This window comes from Metabacillus lacus, from assembly GCF_009674805.1.
Classification (GTDB): Bacteria; Bacillota; Bacilli; order Bacillales; family Bacillaceae; genus Metabacillus_C; species Metabacillus_C lacus.
In genome coordinates this window covers 1-12,082 of record NZ_WKKI01000001.1, presented here as the reverse complement: position 1 = coordinate 12,082, position 12,082 = coordinate 1, and the positions used below count along the sequence as shown (strand labels likewise).

15 protein-coding genes are annotated in these 12,082 nt (G+C 44.3%); 2 read left to right on the top strand and 13 right to left on the bottom strand.

Annotation, left to right across the window (positions count from 1 at the left end):
• Positions 1-50: 50 nt before the first annotated feature.
• The 8 genes from acpP to sdaAB form a co-directional block, all read right to left on the bottom strand.
• Positions 51-284: an acyl carrier protein gene (gene acpP, locus GJU40_RS00075; RefSeq protein ID WP_154305635.1), complete on the bottom strand. Its 234-nt coding sequence runs from the start codon at positions 282-284 to the stop codon at positions 51-53.
• A 66-nt stretch (positions 285-350) separates the two neighbouring features.
• Positions 351-1,091, bottom strand: a complete 741-nt coding sequence (fabG, locus tag GJU40_RS00070) for a 3-oxoacyl-[acyl-carrier-protein] reductase (RefSeq protein ID WP_154305634.1) — start codon at positions 1,089-1,091, stop codon at positions 351-353.
• Entirely contained in the window at positions 1,092-2,036 is a 945-nt protein-coding gene (gene fabD, locus GJU40_RS00065; RefSeq protein ID WP_154305632.1) for an ACP S-malonyltransferase, read from the bottom strand.
• A 22-nt stretch (positions 2,037-2,058) separates the two neighbouring features.
• Positions 2,059-3,060, bottom strand: a complete 1,002-nt coding sequence (plsX, locus tag GJU40_RS00060) for a phosphate acyltransferase PlsX (RefSeq protein ID WP_154305630.1) — start codon at positions 3,058-3,060, stop codon at positions 2,059-2,061.
• A 7-nt stretch (positions 3,061-3,067) separates the two neighbouring features.
• Complete coding sequence (gene fapR / locus GJU40_RS00055) at positions 3,068-3,640, bottom strand: transcription factor FapR (protein ID WP_154305628.1); 573 nt, start codon at positions 3,638-3,640, stop codon at positions 3,068-3,070.
• Between the two features lie 98 nt (positions 3,641-3,738).
• Positions 3,739-5,784 carry an ATP-dependent DNA helicase RecG gene (recG, locus tag GJU40_RS00050; RefSeq protein ID WP_343031328.1) on the bottom strand — a complete coding sequence of 682 codons (2,046 nt, stop codon included), beginning with the start codon at positions 5,782-5,784 and terminating at the stop codon, positions 3,739-3,741.
• Positions 5,774-6,664 (bottom strand): L-serine ammonia-lyase, iron-sulfur-dependent, subunit alpha, encoded by an 891-nt coding sequence (gene sdaAA, locus GJU40_RS00045; protein ID WP_154305624.1) that lies wholly within the window; start codon positions 6,662-6,664, stop codon positions 5,774-5,776. The genes recG and sdaAA overlap by 11 nt, the downstream gene beginning before the upstream one ends.
• Before the next feature lie 19 nt (positions 6,665-6,683).
• Entirely contained in the window at positions 6,684-7,346 is a 663-nt protein-coding gene (sdaAB, locus tag GJU40_RS00040) for an L-serine ammonia-lyase, iron-sulfur-dependent subunit beta (RefSeq protein WP_343031312.1), read from the bottom strand.
• 157 nt (positions 7,347-7,503) lie between these two features.
• Between sdaAB and GJU40_RS00035 the strand changes: the two genes are divergently transcribed.
• Entirely contained in the window at positions 7,504-7,824 is a 321-nt protein-coding gene (locus tag GJU40_RS00035) for a hypothetical protein (RefSeq protein ID WP_154305622.1), read from the top strand.
• A gap of 216 nt (positions 7,825-8,040) precedes the next feature.
• Here the strand turns inward: GJU40_RS00035 and GJU40_RS00030 are convergent, their stop codons facing one another.
• The gene (locus GJU40_RS00030; protein ID WP_343031311.1) at positions 8,041-9,708 is read right to left on the bottom strand and encodes a DAK2 domain-containing protein; all 1,668 of its coding nucleotides are present in this window, start codon (positions 9,706-9,708) and stop codon (positions 8,041-8,043) included.
• A gap of 16 nt (positions 9,709-9,724) precedes the next feature.
• Positions 9,725-10,087 carry an Asp23/Gls24 family envelope stress response protein gene (locus GJU40_RS00025; protein ID WP_154305620.1) on the bottom strand — a complete coding sequence of 121 codons (363 nt, stop codon included), beginning with the start codon at positions 10,085-10,087 and terminating at the stop codon, positions 9,725-9,727.
• A 266-nt stretch (positions 10,088-10,353) separates the two neighbouring features.
• Here GJU40_RS00025 and rpmB point away from each other — a divergent pair, with 266 nt between their 5' ends.
• Positions 10,354-10,542, top strand: a complete 189-nt coding sequence (gene rpmB, locus GJU40_RS00020; protein WP_154305618.1) for a 50S ribosomal protein L28 — start codon at positions 10,354-10,356, stop codon at positions 10,540-10,542.
• Positions 10,543-10,602: 60 nt separating this feature from the next.
• Here the strand turns inward: rpmB and spoVM are convergent, their stop codons facing one another.
• The 3 genes from spoVM to GJU40_RS00005 form a co-directional block, all read right to left on the bottom strand.
• Entirely contained in the window at positions 10,603-10,683 is an 81-nt protein-coding gene (gene spoVM, locus GJU40_RS00015; RefSeq protein ID WP_066417706.1) for a stage V sporulation protein SpoVM, read from the bottom strand.
• Positions 10,684-10,781: 98 nt separating this feature from the next.
• Entirely contained in the window at positions 10,782-11,426 is a 645-nt protein-coding gene (locus GJU40_RS00010) for a thiamine diphosphokinase (RefSeq protein WP_246188229.1), read from the bottom strand.
• A 214-nt stretch (positions 11,427-11,640) separates the two neighbouring features.
• Positions 11,641-11,805, bottom strand: a complete 165-nt coding sequence (locus GJU40_RS00005; protein ID WP_154305612.1) for a hypothetical protein — start codon at positions 11,803-11,805, stop codon at positions 11,641-11,643.
• Positions 11,806-12,082: the final 277 nt, after the last annotated feature.

Here is a 12,082-nt window from a genome sequence, read left to right as displayed (position 1 = left end):
GGCATTAAAAGGGGTAAAGCCCCGCAAAGCTGCGGGACTTCTACTGCCTGTTAAGCTTGGCTCTTTATGTAGTTCACAGCGTCACCCACTGTTGAAATGTTCTCTGCTTCCTCATCGGAAATTTCCATATCAAACTCATCTTCGAGTTCCATTACAAGTTCAACCACATCAAGGGAATCCGCACCAAGATCATCTTTAAAAGAAGATTCCAATTTAACTTGGGCCTCGTCCACTCCTAAGCGGTCAACGATTATCTTTGTTACGCGGTCCAATACTTCTGCCATTGCATTCACCTCCCCTCAAGTATTATAGATGATTCTTTCCGAAAAAACCAGTTGAAGCAGGAGTTTTTACATAACCATTCCGCCGTCGACATGGAAGGTCTGCCCAGTAATATAAGAACCCTCTCCCGATGCAAGAAAAGCTGTCAAATTCGCTACATCTTCAGGCTCTCCCAGGCGTGCAAGAGGGATTTGCCTGAGCATTTCCTCCTTGACCTCAGGTGGCAGCTTTTCTGTCATATCTGTAGAGATAAAGCCGGGTGCTACGGCATTTACAGTGATATTTCTGCTGGCGAGCTCTTTTGCAGAGGTTTTTGTCAGTCCGATTACTCCCGCTTTAGCAGCGACATAATTTGCCTGTCCGGGATTTCCGCTGACACCGACAATGGAAGCAATATTAATAATCCGGCCGTACCTCTGTTTCATCATTTGCCGGGTGACTGCTTTTGTTACAAGGAAAACACCCTTCAGGTTAATGTTTATTACATCATCCCATTCATTTTCCTTCATCCTCATCAGCAGATTATCCTTCGTAATTCCCGCATTATTAACGGCAATATCTAATTTCCCAAAATGCTCGATCGTTTGCTTTACCATATCCTGTACTTCTTCTGCTTTAGAGACATCACACCGTATTGCAATTGCTCTGCGGCCAAGGGCTGTTATTTCGCGAACAGTTTCATTTGCTTTTTCTTCGCTTCCTGCATAATTTACAGCGACATCCGCACCCCGCTTAGCAAGTTCCAGCGCTATTGACCGTCCTATACCCCTGGATGCACCTGTAACCAGTGCCACACTCCCATTCAACATTTACACTTCCTCCTTAAGCTTATCCATCGCAAGCGCAAAAGAATCTTTGTTATGTATGGATAGTACCTCGGTTTCTCTGTCTATTTTCTTCACCAGCCCTGACAGCACTTTCCCAGGACCGATTTCAACAAATGTCGTAACGCCCTCATTCAGCATGTACTTTATTGATTCTTCCCAGCGTACAGGGGAATACAGCTGTTTGATAAGAGAATCCACAATATCACTCGAGCTGATGACCGGCTGTGCCGAAACATTAGAAATTACTTTAACAGAAGCATCGTGAAAGCTGATTGTATTCAGCACCTTTTGAAACTCCTCAGCTGCCGGCTTCATCAGGCTTGAATGAAACGGCCCGCTGACTACGAGCGGAATGGTTCTCTTTGCACCCTTTTCTTTTGCAAGGCTGCATGCTGCATTTACACCTTCAGCTGTTCCGGATATCACGATTTGACCCGGGCAATTCAAATTAGCAAGCTGGACAACTTTTCCCTGCGAAGTGACAGTTTGAGTCACTTCCTGAAGGTCAGATGCTGAAAGACCCAGTACAGCAGCCATCGCCCCCTGTCCCGCAGGAACTGCTTGATCCATCAACTCTCCCCGCTTTCTGACAGCATAAACAGCATCTTCAAATGATAATACCCCTGCTGCGACAAGGGCGCTGTATTCTCCCAGCGAGTGACCGGCAGTAAAATCCGGCTGTATGCCTGCTTTTTTTACCTCTTGAAGAATTGCAGTACTGGCAGTCAGCAAAGCTGGCTGTGCATGGTATGTCAAAGTCAGGGTATCTTGAGGCCCATCAAACATCAGCGAAGATAGGGAATAGCCCAGTCTTTCGTCTGCTTTGTCAAAAATCCCTTTTGAAACGTCTCCCTCGCGATAGAACTCCTGTCCCATTCCCACTGCCTGGGAGCCCTGGCCTGGAAATAAAAATCCAATACCGCTCATCTTTCTCCCCTCTTTCTATCGATTATTTAGGCACTTCCTCATTTCGTTCAACTGCATGTGCTATCGTTTCTGCAACAGAATTGGCTGCCATATCCCTTGTCTGGCGAATCGCATTATAAATGGCATTTGCATCTGAGGAACCGTGAGCTTTAATTACCGGCGCCTTTAGCCCAAATAAAGCAGCACCTCCGTACTCGGAATAATCCATCTGATTTTTTATTTCTTTCAGCTGAGGCTTTAATACCGCTGCTGCAAGCTTTGATTTCATACTGCTGGTTAAAGCACCTTTCAGCATTGAGAATACAGAAAGAGCTGTTCCCTCTATTGTTTTTAAAGCTACATTACCGGTAAATCCGTCTGTTACTACAACATCTGCTGCTCCTTCAAGAAGATCTCTTGACTCCACATTTCCAATAAAATTGATATCTTCCGTTTCTGATAGGAGCTGAAAGGCCTGTCTTGTTAACTCATTGCCCTTTTTCTCCTCAGTTCCCACATTTAAAAGCCCTACTCTCGGCTTAGTTATTCCCCTTACTTTTTCAGCATAGATAGAACCCATTACAGCATATTGCTGCAGATGTTCAGCCCTCGCATCCACATTTGCACCAACATCAAGCAGAAGAAATCCTTTTCCATCTATTGTTGGCAGAGTCGGCGACAGGGCGGGCCTCTCTATTCCTTGTATTCTCCCAACTATGAACAAGCCTGCAGTCATCAAGGCTCCTGTGTTTCCTGCTGATATACAGGCTGCAGCTCTTCCTTCCTTTACTTCATTTGCCATGAGGACCATGGAAGCCTGCTTCTTTCTTCTCACTGCTCTTACAGGCTCATCTTCAGCTTCTATTACTTCTTCCGTATGTATAACTGATATTCTCTCATTATTTGTTAAGTATTGGTTTATGATACTCTCGTTGCCAACCAGTGTAATCTCCAGGTCTGGAAAAGCCCCTGCAGCTTTCATTGTTCCCTCAATTACAGCCTGGGGAGCATTGTCTCCGCCCATTGCATCTATAGCGATTTTCATATGTATTTCATCCTTTATTTGTATTTGATCTGAACATCATAAATTCTCCGGAAAACACAAGTTCTTTCCCCACATAGCTGTTCACATCCACCACAGTTCTGCCATTTTCCAAGCTGATTTCAGCAACCTTCGCTTTTGAAACTACCCGTTCCCCCTGCTTAACCTGCCTTGTAAATTTGATATAAGCTTTGCTGGTAAGAGCGAGCTCATCATCTATAACAGCTACTGCAAGCGAGTTTGCCTGAGCAAACAAATGGTGCCCTCTCGCAATTTTATTTCTGCTGAAAACATGTTCTTCCTTCACTTCAAAAATGGAGATTGCCGAAGTATCAAGCTCCAGGTCAATGACGTCACCGATGACTTCATCAAGCGGCAGGGACTTTACTTCATCTTCCATGTTTTTCTCGGCAACATGCTTAATGCGTTCTCTTAATTCCGGAATGGACAGCTCCAGCCGGTCGAGCCTGATTGTTTGTATGCTCACTTGAAACTTCTCTGCAAGCTCTTCGTCCGTGATAAATGGCGTCCCGGTAATTGTCTCTTTCAGGAGCCGCTGTCTTTCCTTCTTATTTTTTCTCATATTCTGCAAACACCATCCGTACTATTAAGACTAGGTACTAAAAGTAGTATATAATGACATAGGGCAGAATGCAACAAATTCTGCCCCCCGCCAACCTATTAATCTAGCTTTTCTCCTTGAAGGACACCTGTTTCCAGTGACTGTCTGAGGGCCTCATACTGAGGATCCTGCCAGAAAGCTTCTGACTCTACAAGCATGGCAGCATCCGTCCTGGCAACCTCCAGCGCCCGGTAATCATGCACCATATCAGCAACCTTAAACTCAGGAAGGCCGCTTTGCTTTTTGCCAAAAAAATCGCCCGGCCCCCGCAGTTCTAGATCTCGTTCAGAAAGCACGAATCCATCATTGGTTTCAGTCATGATCCCCATTCTTTCCTTACCGGCTTCCGACTTGGGATCCGCCAGAAGAATGCAGTATGACTGCTCACTTCCTCTTCCAACCCTGCCCCGCAGCTGATGAAGCTGTGACAATCCAAATCTCTCGGCATCATAAATCACCATAACCGTTGCATTAGGCACATTCACACCTACCTCTACAACAGTAGTAGAGACGAGAATTTGTACTGCATTTGCACTGAAAGACCTCATTACTTCGTCCTTTTCTGCCGGAGACAGCTTTCCATGCATCAGCCCTGTTTTCCATTTACCCTGAAAATGATGATGAAGCATACTGTGCACATCAACTGCATTTTGATAATCAAGCTTTTCCGATTCTTCAATCAGAGGGCAAATGACATAAGCTTGTCTTCCGCTTTCTAATTCTTTGTCTATAAACTGAAGAATACGGTCAAGCATATCGTGTTTAACCCAGTATGTTTCTATTTTCTTTCTTCCTGCTGGAAGTTCGTCGATAACCGAAACATCCATTTCACCAAAAGCTGTAATAGCAAGTGTCCTTGGGATAGGTGTTGCAGTCATAAATAGGACATCAGGATGCTCCCCTTTTTCCCTGAGCACACGCCGCTGCTCCACTCCAAACCTGTGCTGCTCATCTGTGATCACAAGCCCGAGCTTGGAAAAATTAACTTCCGGCTGAATCAGTGCGTGCGTTCCTACCAGTATATCAATTTCCCCGGCCTGAAGGCGCTGCAGAAGTTCCCTGCGCTTTTTACCTTTTACAGAGCTGGTCAACAAAGCAATCCTTACAGGATATTGCTGAAACAACTCAGCAAGTGAATCAGCATGCTGCTCAGCCAGAATTTCAGTCGGCACCATCAGCGTTCCCTGGTTCCCTGCCAGAATTGAGGCATAAAGAGCAATTGCGGCAACAACGGTTTTCCCCGATCCTACATCACCCTGCAGCAGCCGGTTCATTCTGAATGGATGTTTCATATCAGCCAGAATTTCCCCTATCACCCTATTTTGAGCGCCCGTCAATGGGAATGGCAGCTGTCCGGTGAAAGCATTCAAAGCTTCTTCAGAAAAAACCTGGCTGCTTCCAGAAGTTTGTTCCCGCTGTATTTTTCTGAGCATCTGCATTCTCAGCTGAAACAGTAAAAATTCTTCATAAACGAAGCGTCTTCTAGCCTGTTTCAGATCTTCGTGGCTTAAGGGAAAATGCATGATTTGAAGGGCTTCGCTCCTGCCCATTAGTTTATACTGAGACAGCAGCCCGTCAGGAAGAATCTCCGGCACCTCTTTGCCGTAAGCAGAAACAGCCGCAGTTACATAGCGCTTGAATGCTTTTGGAGTAACTGTCCCTTTTACTGAATAAACAGGATCAATTTCCTGCTGCTTTTGCTGTGGACCAAAAGTGAGCTCAGACACTGTAATTGTCTGGCGGTTTTTATCCCACTTTCCGCTGACTGTAACAATACTCTGAATATCCAGCTTTTGTTTATAATAAGGCCGGTTAAAGCAAACAGCGGAAATCAAATATCTTCCAGTGAGAACACGAAATGTCAATCTTGATTTCTTTTTTCCGTAATACACAAGAGAAGGCTCGCTATGAACCTTCCCTTCCACTGTCACCTGTTCATTATGCTTTACCTCTGCAAGATCCCTCCGGCGGTGATCTTCATAGCGGAAAGGAAAGCACCATAACAGGTCATGTATGGTTTGAACACCCATATCGTTGAGGGCCAGCTCTGTTTCGCCGCCTACACCCTTCACGACCGATACTTGCTGTTGTAATTTATTGTTCACCTTTGCTGAGCGATATGCCAAAGATCTTCGCTTCCAGCTCACGACCTGTTGGCGTAGCCGCTAAACCTCCCTGCGCCGTTTCTTTTAATGCGGTGGGCATAGACTGCCCTATCCGGAACATCGCATCAATCACTTCATCACACGGAATTCTGCTGGTTACACCAGCTAATGCCATATCAGCTGCAACCATCGCGTTGGCAGCACCCATTGCATTTCTTTTCACACAAGGCACCTCTACAAGGCCTGCAACCGGGTCACAAACCAGCCCCAGCATGTTTTTAAGGGTAATCGCCATAGCCTCAGCTGCCTGGCTTGGCGTTCCGCCTGCCAATTCAACAATCGCTGCCGCAGCCATCCCGCTGGCACTTCCCACTTCAGCCTGACATCCTCCGGCAGCACCTGAAATAGAGGCATTGTTAGCCACAACAAAGCCGAATGCTCCTGATGTGAATAAAAATTCGACCATTTCTTCCCTGGACGGATTCAATGTATCCCTTACCGCAAACAAAGTGCCGGGCACTACACCCGCTGAGCCGGCAGTGGGAGTTGCGCAGATCGTTCCCATTGCGGCGTTAACTTCGTTTGTTGCGACCGCTTTGCTGACAGCATCCAAAATGGGTTTTCCGGAAAGAAAATTCCCCTTTTGAATATAAGTTTGAAGCAGCACAGCATCTCCGCCTGTGAGGCCTGAATGGGATTTTACACCCGCAAGCCCCTTCTCGACGGCATCCTCCATAACACGAAGATTTTTGTCCATCTGGGCAAAAATCTCCTCCTTTGTTCTGCCTGTTACTTCTGCTTCCTGTTCGAGCATGACCTGTGCAATTTTAATTCCTCTGCTTTCTGCAAGATCCACAAGCTCTGCAACATTTCGAAACATGTTATCCTCCCCTTTTACACTAATCAGCTATCTTGGTCACCTGCAGAATATTAGGCAGTGTTTTCAGCTCATCTAGTATATTTGTTCCTATATTCTGATCTACTTCAATGGTCATAAGAGCAAGCTTTCCTTTTTCTTTTCTTGCCACTTCCATATGTCCTATATTAATTGCGTACTTGGCAAGTACATTCGCCACTGCCGCAATCGCACCAAATCTATCGTTGTGAACAACAAGGATAGCAGGATGATTGCCTGACAGCTTCAGTTCAAAACCATTCAACTCTGTTATTTCTATTTTGCCCCCGCCTATAGAGATACCTACAAGCTCCAGCTGTCCCTGATCATCACCAATTATCACCCTTGCCGTATTGGGATGGTCTGTGACCGCATCTTCTTCCACAAACGATATCTTCATGCCCTTTTCCTTTGCAATGGAAAGGGACGTTTTTATTCTTTCATCAAATGTATCAAAATCCATAATGCCGCCGACAATTGCAATATCTGTGCCATGTCCGCGGTATGTCTTGGCGAAAGAGCCGTAAAATGAAATAGCAGCCCACTTTGGTTCCCTCCCAAACAAACTCCTTGCTACCCTGCCAATCCTGGCTGCGCCTGCAGTATGTGAACTGGAAGGACCAATCATGACCGGACCAATTATATCAAATACACTTCTATACTTCACACAATTTCCCCCTCTCTGCCTTGCCATCAAAACCCAAACTAACCCAATCTTATTTTAGCAGAGTATCAAGAAAAGCGGAAGGCGCCTGCTCAGCCCTGACAAGCATAAGACGAGCACCTCTAAAAGGCGCACTTTGCCTTTTTGAGGTGATTGGCTTATGACCTCGAAGGGCTGGCGCCTGGAGCTGGACAATAAGAAAAGCGGAAGGCGCCTGCTCAGCGGCGACAAGCATAAGATGGCTTGGACGGAAGGGCGCTCTTTGCCCTTATGGCAAAGACAGCTTATGACCTCGAGCCGTTGGCGCCTGAAGCTGGACAAAAAGAAAAGCGGAAGGCGCCTGCTCAGCCCTGACAAGCATAAGACGAGCCGGAATGAAGGTTGTTCTTTTACCTTCAGGCCGGATTGGCTTATGACCTCGAAGGGCTGGCGCCTGGAGCTGGACAATAACGAAAAGCGGAACCGGCTTGCTCAGGCCTGACAAGCATAAGATGGCTTGGACGGAAGGTCGTTCTTTGACCTTTTGGCCAAGACAGCTTATGACCTCGAAGGCCTAGCCGGTGGAGCTGGACAATGTAGAAAAGCGCACCGCATAAACGAAATCATGCTAAGAGCGCCACATCCTATGGCAACGCATGACTGTCCGACTTCCTGTCGGCAAAAAGAAAAGGAAGGGCACAGCCCCTCCTTTTCCCGATTACTCTATTGAGAAGATGTAAGAATATAAAGGTTGTTTGCCTTTGTGAGTTTCCACTTCTACATCTTCAAAATTTTCTTCTATATAACTTAAAAGCCCTTGCAGCTCTTCATCTGAAACATCTTCACCCTGGAGAATCGTCAGTATTTCGTCGTCTTCAGAAAGCATGTTCTCCAGAAGCTTTACAGCTGCGCCAAGCTGCTCTTTGTCTTTAATGACAATTTTGCCATTGTTAATTCCCATAAAATCATCTTTTTCGATATCGAGCCCATCGATTTGTGTATCTCTTACTGCATAAGTGATTTGTCCCGTTTTTACGTGCGAGAGTGCCTCACTCATTAACCCTTCGTTTTCACCTATGTCTCCAGAAGGATTAAAAGCTAATAGAGCAGCCATTCCCTGTGGAACTGTTTTGGTTGGAACAACAACTACATTTTCATCTACAACCGAAGCGGCCTGCTGAGCGGCCATAATAATATTGGAGTTATTCGGAAGGATGATAATGTTTTTTGCATGAACATCTCGAATAGCCTGGACAATATCTTCCGTACTCGGATTCATCGTCTGGCCACCTTCAATCACTGAATGGGCTCCGATGCTCCTGAAAAGTTCTGCAATCCCTGAACCCATTGTTACAGTAATAATGCCATATTCCTTCTTCTCACGCTTCTCAGGTGATTCCTGAGGGCTTGAGCTTCTGGATTCATCCAGCATAGCAGAATGCTGCTCACGCATATTTTCAATCTTCATATTAATTAAACTGCCGTATTTTTGAGCGTATGTAAGTACCTTACCAGGCTCTTCCGCATGTATATGCACCTTAACGACCTCTTCATCTGAGATCACCAAAAGAGAATCGCCGTATTCACTAATTTCATTGCGGAAAGCATCCTCGGCAAATGTTAGTTTATCTTCTTCGAATTTCACCATAAATTCAGTACAGTAGCCGAACTCAATTTCCGCTGTGCTGACGCTGCTTAAGCTTCTGTGATGTTCAGCACTGACAAGGTCATTTAATGAAGGCATAGAAACCGGTGCTCCAGGAACTTTTTCCCCTTTCAGTTCAGCCAGAAAACCTTCATAAACATAAACAAGACCCTGACCGCCGCTGTCTACGACTCCTACTTCCTTTAAAACAGGCAGCAGATCCGGTGTTCTGTCCAAAGAAGCCTTCGCTTCCTTTAAAGTCAGCTCCATCACCTTTATAATATTTTCCTCGTTCTGAGCAGCTTCTACTGCTTTTCGTGCAGCATCCTTTGCAACAGTCAGTATCGTGCCTTCAACAGGCTTCATAACCGCTTTGTAGGCCGTATTGACACCTGCCTGAAAAGCATTTGCAAACTCTTTGCTGTTAATCGTTTCTTTGCTTTCAATCGATTTTGCAAAGCCTCTGAACAACTGTGACAGGATAACTCCTGAGTTGCCCCTCGCTCCCATTAACAGTCCTCTTGAAAGAGCCGTTCCTACCTTCCCAATGTGTCCAGACACATTGTTTTTCACCTCTTTTGCTCCAGAAGTGATAGACAGGTTCATATTCGTTCCTGTATCTCCATCCGGAACCGGAAACACGTTAAGCGAATCCACATATTTAGCATTGTTGGATAAATGATTGGCACCCTGCAAAATCATCTCCGCAAAACGATTTCCATTCAACCTTGTAATAGACACTGACTTTTCCTCCTTACTACGGGTTCGTAACACGAACTCCCTGTACAAAAATATTTACAGAATCTACTGCTAGTCCCACTGTTTTATCCAGTGTATATTTCACTTTTGTCTGAACATTATGAGCAACTTCAGAAATTTTTGTACCGTAGCTGACGATAATATACATATCAATGTGAATAGCATCCTCTTCCTGTCGTACAATAACACCCTTGCTGAAATTCTCTCTCCGCAGGATTTCCGTAATTCCATCTTTAATTTGGTTTTTAGAAGCCATTCCAACAATGCCATAACAATCTATTGCAGCACCGCCGGCTACAGTTGCGATGACATCATTCGAAATATCAATTTGTCCGTACTTTGTTTTTAGTTCGATGGACATGCTGAATCCCCCTTTTGTATGAATTCCGTAGGCTATAGACATTTTACTATAGTACTGTTTATTTTAAAAGCCTGCACAGCCATATCTCATGACATTTACACCTATATTATTATACATCATAACCAGAACATGTATGTCAAGGATAATTTCTTGAAAGCTAACTATTGAAATCTACAGGCAGTTGTGATAAATTATTAAAGTATCTCATGACGAAACGCACATGAACCTATAAATTGTTAACGGTTTTGTAGTTAGGAGGGAATAAAATGGCACGTAAATGCGCAATCACTGGCAGAAAGACTCGTTCTGGAAATGCTCGTTCTCACGCAATGAACGCTAACAAACGCACTTGGGGTGCAAACCTTCAAAAAGTTCGTATTTTAGTTGACGGTAAACCAAAACGCGTATATGTATCAACTCGCGCTTTGAAATCCGGTAAAGTTGAACGCGTTTAATCTTACAACTCTGCTCTTGCAAGAGCTAGAAAAAAGCACCGGAACTCCGGTGCTTTTTTCTTATTCTTTTTTAAAGGAACCTAGCATTGCCTTGATAATTCCCCCCAGAAACTTCGGCAGCTTGATCGTATAAAATTTCATCATTACCCTCCTCAACCCATCAATCATTGAAGTCGTTCGGGCCTTGGAAAGAAGCCCCGGTACGACGGATACTGCAAATATTGATTTCAGCCAAGCTATTAATCTCTGCTTCTTACCATCATTAATATGCCATTAGTAAATGAAAAAGTACCTTTTGATGCAACAAGTTCATTACTAATACATAGTGTTGAGCCCATGCTTATATGACAATTTTTAAGTGGATATTTAAATCCTTCAAGGGTCAGGTTTTCCACTTCAGCTGAAATAGGAACGAAAGAAATATACGGAAAGTTTTCCAGCAGCTCTGCTTCATATGAGCCCGGTACATGAACAGAAACTTCATTTAAAGTATCTATTAAAGTAATGTCAGCCCCAACATACAAATCCGAAGATAGCAGCTGCACATTTGCAAACAGATGATCCAGTCTTCCTCCAGTTGCCCCGAATATGTAGATTCTGTCCGGGTTTTGATTCACAGCCCACTGAAGAGCGAGCTCCGTATCTGTTGTATCTTTCTCAGCAGGAAAAACGGATAAATGGGGAACATAATTATGTAAATACTCTCTTTCAGCCTCGGTAATGGAATCAAAATCTCCAAATCCCCGTACAGGGATAATTCCATTTTCCAAAAGATAAAGCACACCACGATCTACTCCGATCCAGATTGCTTCTTCATCAATATAAGTCTCAAGCGGGGGTAATAAGGAAGATGGCCCTCCCGCCATAATATATATGTTTGTCAATCATGGTCCCTCCCGCCATAATATATATGTTTGTCAATCATGGTCCCTCCCATCTCCTTAGATATATTCTATCTAGTTTACATAATAATGTTATGTATCAATTCGTTATAATGTAACATTTAATAATGAACAGTGATATATCATATTACCGCCTTCCTCTCTTATAGAGTGAGAAAAGCGGCACCTTTCCTATACGATCAGAGAATGAACTGGCTTAATTGTCATAATCGTAGCGGAACCCATCCTCATCTTGTGCTGTCTTAAATTTAGTCAGCAAGAGTTGATACTGTTCTATTTCTGCATAATCTGAACTGTTCAGAATGGCACTTGTAAGAGCGTGTTCCAGTATCGCTTTTTCGTTATTGTTAACATCCATCATGTTCCACTCCTTTTCCTCTCTATTGTGCAGCATATCCTTCTTTTTATGAAGCGTATGCCAAGTATAATATTGGGATTTTTCATAAAGAAAAAAGGATCGCCATGACACTGCATGATAAGGTTAATCCTTATCATTTGTATGAACTAAGGAAAGAATTGAACTACCCGCCACTTAACTGCTCTTGCGAGCTGTTTGAAGTGGGGGATTCCTAAGAACACCAGCGTAACCGCTAGTTATGGATTAGGCTATCCCGTTGCACCGACGGTTAGAAGCCTTA

What these genes read in the sequence shown, in the direction of transcription:
- plsX (WP_154305630.1), bottom strand. Translation starts at nt 3,060, where the DNA reads ATGAAAATCGCTATAGATGCAATGGGCGGAGACAATGCTCCCCAGGCT.
- sdaAA (WP_154305624.1), bottom strand. Translation starts at nt 6,664, where the DNA reads ATGTTTCGAAATGTTGCAGAGCTTGTGGATCTTGCAGAAAGCAGAGGA.
- spoVM (WP_066417706.1), bottom strand. Translation starts at nt 10,683, where the DNA reads ATGAAATTTTATACGATCAAGCTGCCGAAGTTTCTGGGGGGAATTATC.
- GJU40_RS00025 (WP_154305620.1), bottom strand. Translation starts at nt 10,087, where the DNA reads ATGTCCATCGAACTAAAAACAAAGTACGGACAAATTGATATTTCGAAT.
- rpmB (WP_154305618.1), top strand. Translation starts at nt 10,354, where the DNA reads ATGGCACGTAAATGCGCAATCACTGGCAGAAAGACTCGTTCTGGAAAT.
- GJU40_RS00035 (WP_154305622.1), top strand. Translation starts at nt 7,504, where the DNA reads ATGACCTCGAAGGGCTGGCGCCTGGAGCTGGACAATAAGAAAAGCGGA.
- acpP (WP_154305635.1), bottom strand. Translation starts at nt 284, where the DNA reads ATGGCAGAAGTATTGGACCGCGTAACAAAGATAATCGTTGACCGCTTA.
- fapR (WP_154305628.1), bottom strand. Translation starts at nt 3,640, where the DNA reads ATGAGAAAAAATAAGAAGGAAAGACAGCGGCTCCTGAAAGAGACAATT.
- GJU40_RS00005 (WP_154305612.1), bottom strand. Translation starts at nt 11,805, where the DNA reads ATGATGGATGTTAACAATAACGAAAAAGCGATACTGGAACACGCTCTT.
- fabG (WP_154305634.1), bottom strand. Translation starts at nt 1,091, where the DNA reads ATGTTGAATGGGAGTGTGGCACTGGTTACAGGTGCATCCAGGGGTATA.
- fabD (WP_154305632.1), bottom strand. Translation starts at nt 2,036, where the DNA reads ATGAGCGGTATTGGATTTTTATTTCCAGGCCAGGGCTCCCAGGCAGTG.